At 63.1% G+C, this 16,948-nt stretch carries 13 protein-coding genes; 8 read left to right on the top strand and 5 right to left on the bottom strand.

Going from position 1 to position 16,948, the window contains the following annotated elements:
• Nucleotides 1–276: 276 nt before the first annotated feature.
• A complete protein-coding gene (locus EK416_RS04745; RefSeq protein ID WP_210210968.1) occupies nucleotides 277–1,083 on the bottom strand; it encodes an alpha/beta fold hydrolase in 807 nt (268 codons plus the stop codon).
• A 68-nt stretch (nucleotides 1,084–1,151) separates the two neighbouring features.
• On the opposite strand from EK416_RS04745, the gene EK416_RS04740 reads away from it, so the two are divergent.
• The 7 genes from EK416_RS04740 to msrP all read left to right on the top strand — a co-directional run bounded on the left by EK416_RS04740 (nucleotide 1,152) and on the right by msrP (nucleotide 8,894).
• Nucleotides 1,152–1,499, top strand: a complete 348-nt coding sequence (locus tag EK416_RS04740) for a MerR family transcriptional regulator (RefSeq protein ID WP_127076314.1) — start codon at nucleotides 1,152–1,154, stop codon at nucleotides 1,497–1,499.
• 554 nt (nucleotides 1,500–2,053) lie between these two features.
• Nucleotides 2,054–2,881: an enoyl-CoA hydratase/isomerase family protein gene (locus EK416_RS04735; protein WP_127076313.1), complete on the top strand. Its 828-nt coding sequence runs from the start codon at nucleotides 2,054–2,056 to the stop codon at nucleotides 2,879–2,881.
• Nucleotides 2,878–4,275, top strand: a complete 1,398-nt coding sequence (locus tag EK416_RS04730) for a class I adenylate-forming enzyme family protein (RefSeq protein ID WP_127076312.1) — start codon at nucleotides 2,878–2,880, stop codon at nucleotides 4,273–4,275. The genes EK416_RS04735 and EK416_RS04730 overlap by 4 nt, the downstream gene beginning before the upstream one ends.
• 174 nt (nucleotides 4,276–4,449) lie before the next feature.
• Nucleotides 4,450–5,490 (top strand): tRNA dihydrouridine(20/20a) synthase DusA, encoded by a 1,041-nt coding sequence (dusA, locus tag EK416_RS04725; protein WP_127076311.1) that lies wholly within the window; start codon nucleotides 4,450–4,452, stop codon nucleotides 5,488–5,490.
• A 455-nt stretch (nucleotides 5,491–5,945) separates the two neighbouring features.
• Nucleotides 5,946–6,791: a sulfite exporter TauE/SafE family protein gene (locus EK416_RS04720; RefSeq protein WP_127076310.1), complete on the top strand. Its 846-nt coding sequence runs from the start codon at nucleotides 5,946–5,948 to the stop codon at nucleotides 6,789–6,791.
• A gap of 122 nt (nucleotides 6,792–6,913) precedes the next feature.
• Nucleotides 6,914–7,789, top strand: coding sequence for an EamA family transporter RarD (gene rarD, locus EK416_RS04715; RefSeq protein ID WP_164729859.1), 876 nt, complete (start codon nucleotides 6,914–6,916; stop codon nucleotides 7,787–7,789).
• A gap of 121 nt (nucleotides 7,790–7,910) precedes the next feature.
• Nucleotides 7,911–8,894: a protein-methionine-sulfoxide reductase catalytic subunit MsrP gene (gene msrP / locus EK416_RS04710; protein WP_164729858.1), complete on the top strand. Its 984-nt coding sequence runs from the start codon at nucleotides 7,911–7,913 to the stop codon at nucleotides 8,892–8,894.
• Nucleotides 8,895–9,042: 148 nt separating this feature from the next.
• On the opposite strand, the gene EK416_RS04705 is transcribed toward msrP, so the two are convergent.
• From EK416_RS04705 to thrC, 4 genes are all read right to left on the bottom strand, one after another.
• Nucleotides 9,043–12,270 carry an EAL domain-containing protein gene (locus EK416_RS04705; protein ID WP_164729857.1) on the bottom strand — a complete coding sequence of 1,076 codons (3,228 nt, stop codon included), beginning with the start codon at nucleotides 12,268–12,270 and terminating at the stop codon, nucleotides 9,043–9,045.
• A 270-nt stretch (nucleotides 12,271–12,540) separates the two neighbouring features.
• Nucleotides 12,541–13,128: a GNAT family N-acetyltransferase gene (locus tag EK416_RS04700; protein WP_127076307.1), complete on the bottom strand. Its 588-nt coding sequence runs from the start codon at nucleotides 13,126–13,128 to the stop codon at nucleotides 12,541–12,543.
• Between the two features lie 9 nt (nucleotides 13,129–13,137).
• Nucleotides 13,138–14,418, bottom strand: a complete 1,281-nt coding sequence (locus EK416_RS04695; RefSeq protein ID WP_127076306.1) for a M16 family metallopeptidase — start codon at nucleotides 14,416–14,418, stop codon at nucleotides 13,138–13,140.
• 218 nt (nucleotides 14,419–14,636) lie between these two features.
• The gene (gene thrC / locus EK416_RS04690) at nucleotides 14,637–16,034 is read right to left on the bottom strand and encodes a threonine synthase (RefSeq protein WP_127076305.1); all 1,398 of its coding nucleotides are present in this window, start codon (nucleotides 16,032–16,034) and stop codon (nucleotides 14,637–14,639) included.
• A gap of 351 nt (nucleotides 16,035–16,385) precedes the next feature.
• On the opposite strand from thrC, the gene EK416_RS04685 reads away from it, so the two are divergent.
• Nucleotides 16,386–16,904, top strand: coding sequence for an invasion associated locus B family protein (locus EK416_RS04685; protein WP_127076304.1), 519 nt, complete (start codon nucleotides 16,386–16,388; stop codon nucleotides 16,902–16,904).
• Nucleotides 16,905–16,948 lie beyond the last annotated feature (44 nt).

The raw sequence follows: 16,948 nt of genomic DNA, 5'->3' as shown, positions 1-16,948 counted from the left end.
GTAGAGCATAACCTTGCCAAGGTTAGGGTCGGGCGTTCGAATCGCCTCGCCCGCTCCAGTTTTTCAAAAAAAACCAGACGAGATAAGTCACGCGAGCGGAACTGCTCGATCGGCCCGCCCGATGTCCGGAAAGCCGGAGATGTGGATCCGTGTATCCGGCTTCGTTCCTTTACAGCTTTTGATCGTCGGATCTCCGACCCCGCGTAAAGCCGATTTTGCGATTCTACGTCTCTACGCCGGTCCGCATCCCTTGCCTTTCCGGTCTGAGTGGGCCCATCAGCGCCGGTCGCCGCGCAGGAAATCATCAAGGAGGGTGATGAAGGCGTCCGGCTGTTCGAGCGCGGCGAGATGGCCGGTCGCCAATTCCGCATAGCGGGCACCGGGAATCGCCGCCGCCACCGCGCGCGCCTCGGCGGGCGGCACCATATGGTCGTGGGCGCAGCCGATGACCAGAACGGGTCTCTCGATCCGCCGCGCCTCCTCGGTGATATCGATCGCAAGGTCGAGATCCACCTGGCGGGCCATACCCTCCCAGTCGTTGTCCTCGACAATGGCCGCAATCGCCTCGGCGATCCCGTTATGGCCGAGGCCGGACAGGAAGGCCGGGCTGAAGCCGGTCAGCAGAATGAGGCGCGCCATCGCCAAACGGTCGGTGCGGATCAGGTCGTTCCACAGGCCGAACTGCATCCGCTGCCGGGGATCGGCACCGTCAAGGAATGCGCCGAGCAGGACCACCCGGCGGACGAGGTGGGGATAATCGGCCGCGATCTTCGCCGCCACAGCCGCGCCGAGCGAGAAACCGACGAGATCGAAGGGCACCGCGCCCGCCGCTTCCGCCGCCGCGACGACTTCGGCGGCAAGACGCTCGGCGGTGAGGTCTCCGCCGTCGTCGCGGGTGGCGCCGGACCCCGAATAGTCCGGACGCACCACCGTCCAATGCCGGGCGAGCGCGGGCACCAGATGGCCCCAATTGGTCTCGGCATTGCCGCCGGTGCCGTGGATGAGCACCAGTCCAGGCCCCGTGCCATCGACCTGATAAGCGACCCGTGCGCCATCGATTTCGACCGTCTTCATCCGTTCCATCTCCGCTCTTTCGTCCAGATGGAGAGGACGCTACAGTCTGACATCGCTGTCAGGGTCAAGAGGATCACATGCAGATCGGCGATTTGTCGAAGCGCACAGGCATCAGCGTCCGCATGCTGCGTTATTACGAGGAGGAAGGTCTGCTGGCGCCGGCGCGGCGGGCGTCCGGCTACCGCGACTATGGCGAGGCCGAGGAGCGGACCGTCCGGCGCATCCGACTCTTGAGCGAGGCGGGATTGAAGCTGGAGACGATCCGCTTCCTGCTGCCTTGCGTGCTCACCGATCGGCCGGATTTCGAGCCCTGTGCGGAAGTGCTGGCAACGCTCCGCCGCGAGATCGCCGGATTGGATGCCAAGATCGACTGCCTCCAGTCGAGCCGCGCCATTCTCGCCGGCTATCTCGGCCGCCTCGGCTGATGCCGGTCAATCCGAGATGCCGACCACCCGGTTTGCCGAAGCGGCCGCCGCTCCTCAGACGGAGGCCTTCGGCACGCGGTGAAGGGAAAGCCCCGGTCGATCATCGGCTTCAATTTCTTCTCGGTGATGAACACGTTCATCGCCTGGAAATATGCGGTCGAATCGACGGTGACACCGATGATCTCGGCGTTGAAGGTTTGCAGCCGGGCGAGATTGAGCGCCGACCAAATCGTTCTTCATGGGGAAAGAGGGGCTTCAGATCTCTGAGAGGCAAACACACCTAACTATCTGATTTTTATTTTCTAAAACCATATTGACTATGTCGATCCGTCCAGCCACGCCGTTGTTGGTCGTTATCAAAAACTGTGGTCACTGCCCAATGCAAGAGACACCGGTCTATCTGGCGACCCTGATCGAAGGCTTTATGAACAGGCACTCGGGCTGACGGCGGCCGAAGCCATTACGGCTGGCCGATCCGTTCATGGAGCCGCGACGTCGACAAAGAAATATACGAAGCGACCCCAACCTCAAATGTGCTCCGCGGAGGATATGACGTGACATACGAAACCATATTATTGGAGCGTCTGGAGGGTGGGGTCGCCCGGATCACGTTGAACCGTCCCGCGCGCGTGAACGCTCTGAACGTGCGCACTCTCAAGGAACTGAACCTCGCTCTTGACGAGATTGAGCGGGACGCCGGTATTCATGCCGTAATCCTGACCGGTGCGGGCGGCTCTTTCTCTTCTGGATTCGACCTGAAGGAACAGGCAGAAAACGGGCCGACTGGCCCCGAAGAGTGGAGGGAAGCGCTTCGCTACGACTTCGATACCGTCACCCGTTTCTGGCATTTCCCGAAGCCCACACTCGCGGCGGTGCCGGGAGCGTGTCTCGCCGGTGGTCTTGAACTCGCCCTCTGCTGCGACATCACGATCGCGAGCGAGAATGCATTTTTCGGCGAGCCGGAGCTGAAGTTTGGTGCGGGCATCGTCGTCATGGTGCTCCCATGGATCGTTGGTCCGAAGGTGGCAAAGGACATCATCCTTACCGGCGAAGACCGCATAACCGCTCAAAGAGCCCATGAAATCGGCTTGATCACGCGCATCGTTCCTGCCGATGAATTGCAGGAAGCGGCTCTTCGGATCGCCCGCAGGGTCGCCGTCGTCGATCCTGATCTCGTGCGCGACACGAAACGCGCAATCAACGTCGCCCTGGAGGCACAAGGACTCTCGTCCGGTCTCGCTGCCGCCCTCGACATAGACATTGCTGCCGAAGGCAGGAGGTCGCCGGACAAAGTGCAATTCATGAGTATCGTAAGGCAGGAAGGGCTGCGCGCCGCCTTGGCTTGGCGCGAACGTCGCTTTGCCGAAGCGGAGCCCTTATGAGCAATATGCTGGCAGACTTTGTGCTTCAGGCCCTCGCGGACAGGCGTGCGTCCGCGGAGAGCCCCGGCATCCGCCTCGATGCTGCCGCCATGGAGGCGCACAGCGCAAGGATCGCGCTCGATCTCGAAGCCCATGGCCTCCGCCCCAGAGAGCCAGTGCTCCTGAAGCTGTCAAATGCCGCGCCAGACATCGCGGCATTTCTCGGCGTCTGGCGGGCGGGAGGGGCCGTGGTTCCGATCCATCACGCCTCGCCATCGTCAACGGTCGAGCGAGTCATTCGGAAAGCCGGAATACGTCTCATAATCTCCGATCATCGTGTCGTGGATAATACGGGCACCGTTTCCATCCGCGATGACGATGATTGCGGCTCGCTCGTGATATTCACCTCCGGCAGTACCGGCGAGCCGAAAGGCGTCGTGCTCGACGGCGACCGGCTTGCTGCAAAGCTCGCAGTCTTGCGGCGCCTCCTCGTCGTGAGGAGCGACGATGTGGTCCTTCTTCCACTGCAACTTTCGTTCGTTTACGGGATCTGGGTCGCTCTGCTTGCGCTACTGGAAGGCGCAAGGCTCGTCCAATTGCCGAAATTCGATCCAGGGCAGGTTGCCTCCTCTCTTCAGGCAGAGGCAACCGTCGGGGCGCTCGTGCCATCAATGCTCAGGATGTCGGATGCACCGGACGGCAAGCCGAGCAGCAGCCTTCGACTTCTGCTGACCGGGGGCGAGGCTCTCGGGGTGCCGCTCAGCCTTCACACAATCGAACGCTTTCCCGAGGCGCGAATTTTCGATCTCTTCGGCCTCAGTGAGACGGGCTCCTGCGATTTTGCGCTCGCAGTGCACGAAGGCAAGCATCTCGGCACTCTTGGCCAACCGACCGAGGGCGTTTCGTTCCGCATCGCTCATACCGAAACGCCCGGCTCCGGCGAGCTTCAGATCCGCACGCCGTTCGGCATGATCGGCTACCTCGGCGACCCCACTCTTACGGATGCAGTCTTTGACGACGGCTGGTTCCGCACTGGCGACCTTGCCCGGCAATGCGAAGGCGGGATCGTCCTCATCGGTCGCGCGAAGGAGATCATATCTCGCGGCGGCATGAAAATCGCCCCCCTCGAAGTGGAGGCCGCGATAGCCTCCCATCCTCTCGTTCACGAAGCATTATGTGGTAGCATCGTTCACGAAACGCTTGGCGAGGCAGTTCACCTCCTCGTTGCGCTGAAGTCAGGCGCACATGTGACGGCAAACGAACTTCGCCTCTGGGCAGCCGACCGGATCGAACACTACAAGCTGCCGAACGCCATCCACATCGTAGACGGTTTGCCGCTGGGAAAGACCGGGAAGGCGGATCGCCGTGCAGTCGGCGCAGTCGTTGCGTCCCTTGCGAAGTCGTCATCCTCATGATGAGGCGGACGGCTGGGTTCGTGACGGACGTCGGAACGGCTGCGGTTTCGGCCCGTACCAGTTCCTTCACGCTTTGGCGGGAAATAGACACAACGCAATTTGACATGCGGCCGCCAACACGGTTTTGTCCCGGCGTGAATAGCCATCTATCCGTATGTTAGCGCCGTGCTGGTGATGCGATCAGCGGATTGGACCGACAGAGTAACGCAAGTGACTGATAAGAAATGGACATTTTGCACCGCACCCATGATGGATTGGACGGATCGCCATTGCCGTTTCTTCCATCGCGTTCTCTCGCGCCGTGCGCGGCTCTATACGGAGATGGTAACGTCAGGCGCGATCATGTTCGGCGACCGGGAGCGGCTTCTCGGCTTCGACGGTACGGAGCACCCGGTCGCTCTGCAACTCGGCGGCTCTGACCCGCTCGAACTCGCGCGGGCTGCCGAAATCGGCGCTGGCTTCGGCTATGACGAAATCAACCTCAACTGTGGCTGCCCTTCGGACCGTGTGCAGTCGGGCCGGTTCGGCGCGTGTCTGATGGCGGAGCCGGAACTTGTCGGCAAATGCGTGGCGGCGATGAAAAGCGCCGTCGGCGGTCAGATTCCGGTGACCGTGAAGAACCGCATCGGCATCGACGAGCAGGACAGCGAGGCCGATCTCACGCGCTTCATCGAGACGGTGGCGGCGGCGGGGTGTAAAATCTTCATCGTTCATGCGCGCAAGGCGTGGCTCAAGGGGCTGTCGCCGAGAGAAAACCGCGACGTCCCGCCGCTCGATTACGAACGGGTTTATCGCCTCAAAGCCGCGTTCCCCGAGTTGACGATCGTGATCAACGGCGGCATCGAGACGATCGAACAGAGCGCGATGCACCTTGAAAGTGTGGACGGCGTCATGCTCGGCCGCGCGGCTTACAAGAACCCGGCGCTGCTTCTGGAAGTGGACGCCGCGCTCTATGACGAGACGGCCGCGCCGCTCCTGCCGCATGAGGCGCTGGAGCGCATGCTTCCTTTCATCGAACGCGAGCTTGAGCGGGGCACAAGGCTTTCCGCCATCGCACGCCACATGATCGGCCTCGTGAACGGCAGGCCGGGCGCGCGGCAATTCCGGCGTCTGTTGACCGAGGAATGCGTCAAACCCGGCGCGGGGCTCGATATCATTCACGCCGCAATCGAGGCGGCGCGGCGCGCCGAGGAGGCGCCTTCGCTCGCGGCGTGACGGCGGCGGGAGAACCGCGCGGCGGGGTCACACCTTTTCGGGCGGTCGCGGTCATCCCGCCCGCGCTAGCGGCCGCGAGACCCATGAATATTGAAGCGCCAATAGTGGTTGGCGCTGCTCGCCGGGCGAATACCGTTTTTCTGGCATCCCGGCTGGGCCGCTGCTGATGGAGGCTTTCAAGGCTCTCGTTCCGGTGGCCGGGTCACGCGAATAAGGCGCGCAAATCAGCTGGCCACGGCCTCGTCCTGTGTTTCTGCAAAACGCGATAACATTCCGGCCCGGACATGCCGGAGCGGCTCACCTCGTTGCCGCGCCATGGAAGCGGCGGAATCGCCGGCCATTGCATGCAAATTTCGCATCAGTGTATGCAATAAATCCCGAAAATAATAATAATTGCATGCACGGGGCAAAGCTGTAGTCTTTCGCCCGCATCTCATTCCTTTCCCATGTCCCGCATGCTTGACCTCATTCAACACCTCCCGTGGTATCAAATCGCGGAATTGTCCATTGCGCTTCTCATCGGCGGCGTGATCACCGGCTTTCTCGCTGGCCTTCTCGGCATCGGCGGCGGCGCGGTGAGCGTGCCCGTGCTCTACGAACTGTTCCGGCTGGCTGGCGTCGACGAGAGCATCATCATGCGCGTCTGCGTGGCGACCTCCCTTGCCATCATCATCCCGACTGCCATCAACTCGGTGCGCTCGCATAACAAGCATGGTGCGGTGGTTATGGAGGTGATCCGGCGGCTTGGCCCGTGGGTGGTGGCGGGAGCGGTGCTCGGCGTGTTCATCGCGTCGCGCGCTCCGTCCAGCTTTCTCAAGGCGGTATTCGCGACGTCATGCATCTTCATCGCCTCGCGCCTTGCTTTCGGCAAAAGCGAGCCGAAGCCTGACGCGGCGCTTCCGCCCGCGCCGTGGAATCTCGTCGCCGGCTTCGGCATCGGCCTGATTTCAACCCTCATCGGCATCGGCGGTGGGGCTTATGTCACGGCTTACATGAAGTTCCTCGGCTGGCCGATCCATCAGGCGGTCGGCACCGCGTCCGGTTTCGGGCCGATCATCGCGATACCCGCCACCATCGGCTATATCGTGGAAGGCTGGAACGTGGCCACGCTGCCGCCGCTCTCGGCGGGCTATGTCAGCCTGCTCGGCTTCATGGTGCTCGGCCCGGTAAGCGTGCTTGCGGCGCCGCTTGGCGCAAAGGTGGCGCATCGGCTTTCGCGGCGGACGCTCGAAATCACGTTCATGAGCTTCCTGCTGTTCATCGCGGCCCGGTTCATCGTAAGCCTTGTCTGGGGAACATGAAGCCTCTCAGGGGGCGCTCTGACGCTTCTTCGCCGGGGGGCCAAAGGAAATTGGACCCCGGTCTTGTCGGGGGCGGACGTCTTCACGGGAGCCGACAGGCTCCAACGCGAAAGGGCAGGGGCATGCACGGGCTCGGGTTCGCGATCGCGACCTATATCGTCTGGGGGCTGCTTCCGCTCTATCTCGCACTCCTCAAACCGGCATCGGCGCTCGAAATCCTCGGGCAGCGAATCCTCTGGTCGCTCGTCTTCCTGCTGGCATGGCTTCTGGTTTCGGGGCATCTGCGAGGGCTGATGCGCCGCCTCGACCGGCAATTGATCGGTCTCTATTCGCTGGCGGCGGTGCTTATTTCCGTAAACTGGGGCGTCTACATTCTCGCGGTGACGTCGAACCGAACCGTTGAGGCGAGCCTCGGCTACTTCATCCTTCCCATCATCAATGTGATCATCGGGCGCGTCGCGCTCGGCGAGCGGCTATCGCCTTTGCAGGCGGCGGGCGTGCTGACGGCGGCAGGGGGTGTGGCCTATCTGTGCGTCGCGGCGCAAGGCGTGCCCTGGATCGCCTTCGCGCTCGCGCTGTCCTTCGGATTTTATGGCTTCATCAAGAAGAAAGCGCCGTTACCTGCGGCCGAGGGGCTGTTTCTCGAAACGGCGATCCTTGCGCTTCCCGCCATGATGCTCCTGGGGGGCATGGCGGCGCACGGCGAGTTGGCGATGCTGCACAACGCGACATCGCTTGATCTGCTGCTCGCAGGCTCCGGTGCGGTAACGGCGGTGCCGCTCATTACTTTCGCGCTCGCGGCCAAGCGCGTCCCTCTCTCGACCATCGGAATGCTGCAATATCTCGCTCCGACGCTGCAATTCCTGATCGGCGTCTTCGTGTTCGGCGAGACGCTGACGGAAGCGAAGCTGGCAGGCTTCGCGATCATCTGGTTTGGGCTCGTGTTGTACCTCTACGGTCTCGCGCGCAGGCCGCATCCGGCGGCGCTTCCCGGCTAGGCGTCTCTCTCGGGGCGAAGGGAAAAGAGCGCGCGCATGCCCGTCCCTCTCCGCCTTGTGATGGACGATGTGTGGAGTTTTTCCACGGCTACGCCCACATGCGGATCGAAAGCGAGGTGTCATGTCAGACAAGCGCCCGGGCCGACCCGCCTTCACTGCTGCGCGCTCGAATGTTCTGGGCGCGCCGATCCCTTCATCGGAAATCACGCCCCGCGCGCTGTATATAAGCCGCCGCGAGTTCATCGGGGGCGCGATAGCCTCGCTGGCGCTGGGGCTTCCGCCATCCTCGCATGCCGAAGCCCTTGCCTTCCGGAAAGGCCCCTTTGCCACCGACGAGCCGCTGACGCCGAAGAAGGATGTCACCACCTACAACAATTTCTATGAGTTCGGCACGGACAAGAGTGATCCCGCCTCCTATGCCGGCAAGCTCAGGACAAGCCCCTGGTCCGTGGCCATCGACGGGCTCGTCGCGAAGCCCGCGACGCTCGCGCTGGACGACATACTGAAGCTCGCTCCGCTCGAAGAACGCGTCTACCGGCTCCGCTGCGTCGAAGGTTGGTCGATGGTGATTCCGTGGATCGGCTTGCCCCTGTCGGCGCTTCTGGGGCGTGTCGAACCGCTCGGCTCCGCGAAGTTCGTTGCCTTTGAAACACTTGTGCGGCCGTCCGAGATGCCGGGGCAAAGGGGCTTCTTTCAGCCGCTTGAATGGCCGTATCGCGAGGGGTTGCGCCTCGACGAGGCGATGCATCCGCTGACGATCCTCGCCGTGGGGCTTTACGGCGAAACGCTGCCCAACCAGAACGGCGCGCCGCTGCGCCTTGTCGTTCCATGGAAATACGGCTTCAAGAGCATCAAGTCCATCGTGCGGATCAGCTTCGTGGAGCGCCAGCCGCCGACCTCATGGAATATGCAGAACGCGCGCGAATACGGCTTTTATTCCAACGTGAACCCCGCCGTTGATCACCCGCGCTGGAGCCAGGCGACCGAGCGGCGTATCGGCGAGGGCGGGCTTTTCGCCCCGCGCAGGCCGACGCTTGCCTTCAACGGTTACGGCGAGCAGGTCGCCTCTCTCTATGCGGGGATGGACCTCAAGACCGATTTTTGAGGCGGGCGCGTCCTCCCGCTTCTGTTGAGGCAGGAGACGCGGGCGATCCGGAGCCGGTTCCGATCTGGATCGCAACCGGATCGGTAAACGGTCTCTTCCCGTGAGGCGGCTTCACCGGTCAGGTTGGATCGCCCCTATCGCATCGGCTCTAGAGCTTATTGAACGGGAAAGGCGGTACCGGCGGTTCGGCGTTGTCGCCGGCAGGTGCGAAGCCCTGACCGGGTTGTGGCGGTTGCCCGGGAGAAGCGCTTGCGGCTTGCGCAGCCGCCTCCGGTTGAGCCGCTGCCGCTTCCTTGGCCCGTGGCTTGCCCGCATCGCCGCGACGCAGGCGGCGCCCGCTTGCCCGCGGCGGTTTGCCGGACGCTTCAGGCACGACATCGCCCGCCGCCTGCTCGTCCCTGTCTGCGAGGACCAGCGCCTTTTCCTTATCCTCTTCCTGATCCTTTTCCGCGCGGCGGCCTACGCGACGCTCTTCCTTTTCGATCGCCCTGCTATCGCGTTTTGTCGATCGCGCGATGGCGTTCAGAAGGTTGACCACATCCTTGTCGGACATGAGGTCCGCATAGAAGAAGCCTTGGCCGTAATCGCAGCCCAGCGCGCGCACATAGGCGAGATCCTCTTCGCTGTCGATGCCCACGGCGACGACGTCCTTGCCGAGTTCGTGGGCGATGGACAGCACCGCCTTCAGCACCATGGCGCTTGAGCGGTCCTTGTCGGAGAGCGTCACGAGCGTTCGGTCGATCTTGATCGCATCGATGGAGAGGCGGTTCCAATACGACAGCGACGAGAAGCTCACGCCGAATTCGTCGAGCGCGATGGACACGTTGAGGCTCTTCAGCCAGTCGAGGATTTCGATGGCCTGCTCGGGATTGGCGTTGATAAGCGTCTCGGCGATTTCAAGGCGGAGCGCGCCCTTCGGCAGCGTCTCGCGTCCGATGATAAGCCGCAGGTTCTGCACCAGATCGTGGTGGAAAAGCTGCTGGCTCGACATGTTGATCGAAATGTAGATCGGGTCGTCGCGCTGCAGGATGCGATGCCAGCGCGCGCCCTGCCGGATGCAGCGCTCGAATACATAGGACCACAACTCGCCGGACAGCCCCGATGCCTCGGCGGCGGCCTCGAATTCCGGCAGAGAGAGCCTGCCGAGCGTCGGATGCTCCCACACGACGAACGCTTCCATGCCGGCGAGCCGCTCGTCGGCGATGCGCATGATCGGCTGATACAGGATGCGGATCTGACGGCGCTCGATGGCGTGTTTCAGGTCGGCCTGAACGATGGCCCGCTCGTCGGCGGCGCCGCGCATTTCGGGCTTGAACAGTTCGATACGGTCCGGACCCGCGCGCTTTGCGCGATACATGGCGCTTTCGGCCTCGCGCAAGAGGTCTTCGGCGTGCTCCTGTGTGCCGTCATACATGGCGATGCCAATGCTGCCCGTGAGCACGAGATCGCGGCCCCCCACCTTCATCGGTGTGCGAAGCGAGCGGCGAACGCGCTCCGCCAGCATCGCGATGTGGCGCGGCTCGGTGTCGTCGGAAATGAGGATGGCGAATTGCAGCGCGCTGACGCGGGCGAGGGTGTCTTGTTGCGAAATATATCGCTGAAGCCGGCGCGAGATGGTCAGCAGCACGCCGTCGTTGGTGGCGAAATCGGGCGAACGGCTTTGGTTCTTGAGCGCGTCGAGGTCGACGAAGAATACCGTCGGCTTGAGGTTTTCGATCTGTGCCCGGGCGACGGCGAATTGCAGCCGGTCGAGGAAAAGCTCGCGGTTCGGCAAGCCGGTGAGGCCGTCCCGAATGGCGTTGTGAAGCAGACGCTCCTGCGCCCGCTTCTGCGCGTTGATATTGCGCAGGAGGCCAACGCCGCGAAGCTGGCGGGTGGTGCGCTGCGGCGTGACGGCAGCGCGCAGCTCATACCAGAGATAACCGCCATCGGCCCGTTTCATGCGGAATTCGAGGTTGATGTCGCCGCCCTGGCGTTCGCGGAGCGTCCAAAGAGTGAGGCGCATGCGTTCGCGGTCGGAGGCGTGGAGGTGCTGAAGCCAGGCGTCCTGCGAGCAGCGAAGCGTGCCGGAAGGAAGTCCGAGCGCGTTCTCGACCTCCGGCCCGGCGTTGATCTCGTTGCGGCGGCCATCCCATTCCCACACGCTCGCGCCGGAAGCTTCCAGCGCCATGACTCGCAGCTTGAACTGACCTGGGTCTTCGCCTGACGCGCCCGGATCGGCGGTCTGGAAGGCATATTGTGTGACTGTGACGCCGACCAGCATGAGAAATACGACGAGCCCCGCCGAGATTGCGGACACAGCGACGTCGCCGGACATCTTGCCGGTAACGATGACGGCGGCTGCGAACAGCCACAGCAGGAACAGCATCCAAGTCGGCAGCAGCGAGAGGGCGCGTTCCTGCCCCCTGAACGCCAGAAACACGATGACCGCCGTACCGATGACCGAGATGGGGATCAGCGACAGGCGCGCGAGGCTCATCGTCGCCTGAGCGTCGACGAGACCGAAGAAAATGAGTCCGAGTTGCGCCGCGATCCAGCCGAAAAAGGCCATCGAGATCCACGAGTGCCATAACCGGAGATTGAGGAAGGCGTAAAGGAAGATGACAAGGCTTGCGGCGAACGACGCCTCCGCCATCGCTCGATAGGTGCCGTTGTCTTCCGAGGAGAGCTGGAACAGCTTGTGCCAAAAGCCGAAATCCACGCACAGATAGGCGAGCGCAGACCAGGCGAGCAACGCCGCCGCCGGGAAGATCGATTTGTGATTGACGGCGAAGATTGCGGTCAGGAATAGCGCAAGGAGGCCGGTGATGCCGAGCAGGATACCGTTCAGCAGATTGACGTCGCGGAGGCGCTTTCCGAAATTCTGCGCCGAGGAGAGATAGAGACGAGGCACGGACGCGGAAGCGAGTTCCACGATGAATGTCACTGTGGTGCCGGGCTCTATGGAAATGCGGTATATGTCGAGGAAATCGTAATCCTCGACCCGTTCGGGGCGGAAACCGAGCGATGGCGTGACGTTTGTGATGCGTGGCGCGTCGAGGTCGGGCTTGAACACGCCGGAATTGACGATGTCATAGCGCTGGGCGCTGAGGAAGCGGGTCACCTGCTTGTCGGTCGGGTTCGACAGCGCGAATACGATCCAGCTCGGATTGGTGCCGGGCGTTTTGGCCGACACCGTCATGCGGCCTGCGATGCCGTCTGCGTTCGCGGCGGTTTCCACGGCGATCTTGTCGCCGCGCCGCTCGTAGAATTCGCCGAGAAGGGTGATGTCGATCTTTTCCTGCGCCGAGCCGACGACGATGGGCTCGACCGCCGCCGCCGGCGAAGACGCCGCCAGCGCGGCCACTATCCAGGCGGCGCAGAGAAGGAGCATCATTCGCGCGAGGACGCCGGGACGAAGGGGACGGGAGGCGGCCATTTCGGCAGCGCAATGCAGCATTCGACCTCGCATCAGCGCTTCACGCGTTGTGACCGGGCGCCGGTCCGAATAATGAAATACGCAGGCTCACCAGGATCGACCTGCGTAAAATCGGCCCCCCTTTGGCGCGGACCAGCCGATCGATAGGCGCGACATGAGGCGACGTGCCGCTCACGGTTCGCGGCACGCTTCTGCAGCAAACCGGCATCGGCCACAGTCGAGGCCGGATTAGGCCAATGGGTCGTCGTTGAGAAGTGCGAACAGCCAGTGGTCCTGCCACACGCCATTGATCTTGAGATATCGACGGGCCACGCCCTCATATTGAAACCCCGTACGGACCAGCAGAGCCGCCGAAGCCTTGTTTTCCGGCAGGCAGGCCGCTTCGAGCCGATGAAGACGCAAAACGTCGAACACGAACCATATGACCGACCGCACCCCTTTGGTCATATAACCCTGGCGGGCGTATGGAGCGCCTGTCCAGTATCCGAGAGAGCAGCTTTGGCTTACGCCGCGCCGAATGTTGCTCAACGTCAAGCCGCCGATAAGGGCGTTATCAGAGCTTCTGAACAGAAAAAAGGCATAACCGACATCCTGCCGGGCATCGCGGTAATAATAACGGATGCGGCGCCGGTACGTCTCGCGGGAAAGCTCGTCCTTGGCCCAGCGCGGTTCCCAGGGTTCGAGGAAAGAGCGGCTTTCTCCGCGAAGCGCCGCCCATTCCTTGTAGTCGGACATTTGCGGCTCGCGCAGATAAATGCCGTCGCCCTCGACATAGGGCCTCGTCTCCGGGAAGAACATGCGGGACCCGCCGAGCATCGGGCGGCCTCAGCCGGCGAGGGTGCCGGAGAGGAACGCTTCGGCCGCGTCCGCCGCAGCGGCTGCGGAACCGCGTCCACCGACCACCGCCGAGACGATTTCCGGCCGGGCGCGGAAGCCGAGGCCGACGGCCTGAACGTGCTCGCGCGTAACCCCGTCGACCTTTTCGATGAGTTCCTCGTTCGAGATCGGACGTCCGAACACCATCAGATCCCATGCGATCTGGCCCGCGCGCGATTCGCAGCTTTCGAGGCTCATGAAAAGTCCGGCCTTGATCTGCGCCTTGGCTCGGGCAAGCTCGCGGTCCGTCGGTCCGTTCTCGGCGAGGTCCGAGAAGATGCCGAGCGAAAGCGCGCTCAGTTCCTTCAGTTGCTGCGCGCTCGTCGCGGCGTGGAGCCCGATGATGCCGCTGTCGGCATAGCCCCAGTCGAACGCGTGGATATCGTAGCAGAGACCGCGCTTCTCGCGCACCTCCTGAAACAGGCGCGAGGCCATGCCGCCGCCCGCGATCCCGGCGAAGATGCGCCCGGCGAACGAGTCGTCATGTCCGTTCGGAAAGCCCTCGAAGGCGAAGATCACATGGCACTGCTCGAATCGCTTGTCGACGGTGGCGTGTCCTCCTTCGAATTTCGCCCGCTTGATCGGACGCGGCGCTTCCTCGGGCAATCCGGTGAACAGGCTCTCGGCGAGCTTGTGGATCGCGTCGTGATCGACCGCGCCGGCCGCCGACAGGATCATGCGCGAGGCGGAATAGTTCTCGTTGCGGAAGCGGCGGAGATCGGCGGCGGAATGGCGCGAGATGGTGCGCTCCGTGCCGAGGATGGAGCGGCCGAGCGTCTGGTTCGGATAGGCTTCGTCGAGCGCCAGATCGAACACGATATCGTCGGGGCTGTCCTGCGTCGCGGCGATTTCCTGAAGGATCACCTCGCGCTCGCGGTCCATCTCCTCGTCTGAAAAGGACGGGTTGAGAAGCAGGTCGCCGATAAGGTTCAGCCCGAGTTCCACGTCGCTCTTCAGCACACGCGCGTAATAATTGGTCGCTTCGGACGAGGTGACGGCGTTCAGAGCACCCCCCGCGCCCTCGATCTCCTCGGCGATTTCGATTGGCGAGCGCGTCGGCGTGCCCTTGAAGGCCATATGTTCGAGGAAGTGGGCGACGCCGTGCTCGTTATCCGTCTCGGAGCGAGCGCCAGCAGTCACGAAAACGCCGACCGTCGCCGTTTCGAGCCCCGGCATGCGATCGGTGACGATGCGCATTCCGTTCGCTAGCTGGCTGGTTTCGACTGTCATGGGCTGTACCTCGGGCAATTCAGAGTCGCTTCAGGCGAGCCGCGATGGAAACGCGTCCCGCCAAATCTGTCGTCGAGCATGATAACAATCGGAGATCCGTTTGCGGATCATGCTTTTTTGGTTCGCAGCATCCTGAGCAAAACCGGTGGCCGCTTTTGCGGCTCATGCATTGTGTCGACGCGGGAGCCTATCGCAAAACCGGACGCGTCTTCTGCGGATCATGCTTGCGGCCTGCCCGCGGCGTGCTGGGCTATGACGTTTGCCACCGCGGCGGCCGAGTTGGGCAAAATCTGCACCCGTTCGTCCCCCTGAAGACGCTCCACGAGGCGTTCGGGTATAGGCGCCGCGCGGCCCGTCGCGCGTGTCACGGCCTCCGGGAATTTCGCGGGATGCGCCGTCGACAGCACGACCATCGAACCCCCGCTGCGTTCCTGCTCGCGCTTGCCCGCCACGACACCGACGGCGGTGTGCGGGTCGATGATCATGCCGGTTTCGTCGAACAGGGCGCGCGTTGCGTCGGCGGCCTCGTCGCGCGTCACGCGCCACGCGGAGAAACGCTCGCGGATACGGGCGAGCGTGGCGGGCGGCAGGTCGAAATGACCCTTTGCCTTGAGGTCGGCCATCGCGCGGTTCACGAGGTCGGCATCGCGGCCGCTTTCCTCGAACAGGAGCCGCTCGAAATTGCTCGAAATCTGGATGTCCATGCTCGGGCTGTCGGTCGGCACGACGCCCTTCGGCTCGTAGCGACCGGTTTCAAGCGTGCGGGCGAGGATGTCGTTCTCGTTCGTGGCGATGACGAGGCGGCCCATGGAAAGGCCCATGAGCGACGCCGCGAAGCCCGCGAAGATGTCGCCGAAATTGCCGGTGGGCACCGAGAAGCTCGGGCGGCATGCCGTGCCGAGCTTCGCCGCCGCCGTGTAATAGTAGACGGTCTGGGCCACGATGCGCGCCCAGTTGATGGAATTGATCGCGGAAAGCGAATGCCGCGTGCGGAACTCGGCGTCGCCGAACAGCGCCTTCACGATGGCCTGCGTATCGTCGAACGTGCCTTCGATGGCGATGGCGTGGACGTTGTCCTCGGCGGCCGTCGTCATCTGCTTGCGCTGCACGTCCGAGATGCGGCCATGCGGATAAAGGATGAAAAGTTCGATGTCGTCGCGGCCGCGAAACGCTTCGACCGCCGCCGCGCCGGTATCGCCCGAGGTCGCGCCGAGGATCGTCGTGCGCTGGCCCCGCCGCTTCAGCGCGCGCTCCATCAGCCGCGAAAGAACCTGCATCGCGAAGTCCTTGAAGGCGAGCGTCGGTCCGTGGAACAGCTCAAGCAGATAGAGGTCGGGCCCGATCGTCTTGAGCGGGGCGGTATCGGGATCGGCAAAGCGCGCATAGGCATCGGAAACGAGCGCGAAAAGCTCGGCCTCTCCGGGATTCCCTCCCATGTAAGGCGTCATCACATGCGCCGCCGCCGCCGCGTAGGCGCCCGTGGGCGAAGCAGGCAGGGACGAAAGGTGCGGCCATGTATCGGGCATGTAGAGCCCGCCGTCAGGTGCGAGACCGGCGAGAAGCGCTTCCTCGAAGTCCGCTTTCGGCGCGGTCCCTCGTGTCGAGACGTACATCATATCGTTTCTTGTTCCGCGGGGCGGGCTGACCGCTTGGGGCGAAGGATGTCGGATTTTCAAGCACAATAGGACGGACTTTGCGCTGTGTCATCTCCGACGCAGCAAATTCGCGTTCAAACCGCAGGTTGAGCGTGCGAACCCCGCCGCAGCCGGAGATACGAGCGAACAAGCCCGCCACGTCGTATCCCTGCGCCAAGGTGGCGATGGCGGGGCGGCTCGCGCGCAGCCCTCCGGCGGAAACAGAACCACGCGACCGGCGTCGCGCGGTTCCAGTCTCAATTCGGCCCGAATTCTTGCCGAGTGCAAGGTTATATCCTCGCGCTCAGCGCTTTCTCGACACGGACTGCCATCATGCAAAGAACGGCCAAACTTCTCGCCGCGTGCCTTTTCGCAGCTTGCGCTGCGGGCCTTGGGGCTGCCCAGGCTCAGGAAATCGGCTCCGGTCAGGTGAAGGCCATCTACGGGGCCTGGAAGCTGAAATGCGCGCAACTCGCGGGCGCGAAGAAGGAAAAATGCGCGCTCGTGCAGGATCTGAAGCTCGAAGACCGGCCGAACATGTTCATGACCGTGCTTCTGATGCGGGCGTTCGAGGACCAGAACAAGAAGATCCTTCGCATCGTGGCGCCGCTCGACGTCGTGCTTCCGGCGGGTCTTGGCCTGCGCGTGGACGGCAAGGATGTGGGCAACGTCAAATTCCTGAAATGCCGCAAATTCGGCTGTCTGGCCGAGGTGATCGTGGACGATCAGCTGATCGGAAAATTCACGAGCGGGCAGACGGCGAGCTTCATCGTGTTTCCGACACCGGACTCGGGCGTCGGGTTTCCTGCCCCGCTAGCCGGGCTTTCCGACGGCCTCAAGGGTCTGAACTGAGACAAGAAAAACCCCGGCGCGGTGAGCTGCCGGGGTTTTTCTTG

This window comes from Rhodomicrobium lacus (assembly GCF_003992725.1).
Classification (GTDB): Bacteria; Pseudomonadota; Alphaproteobacteria; order Rhizobiales; family Rhodomicrobiaceae; genus Rhodomicrobium; species Rhodomicrobium lacus.
This window is presented reverse-complemented; position numbering and strand designations above follow the sequence as displayed.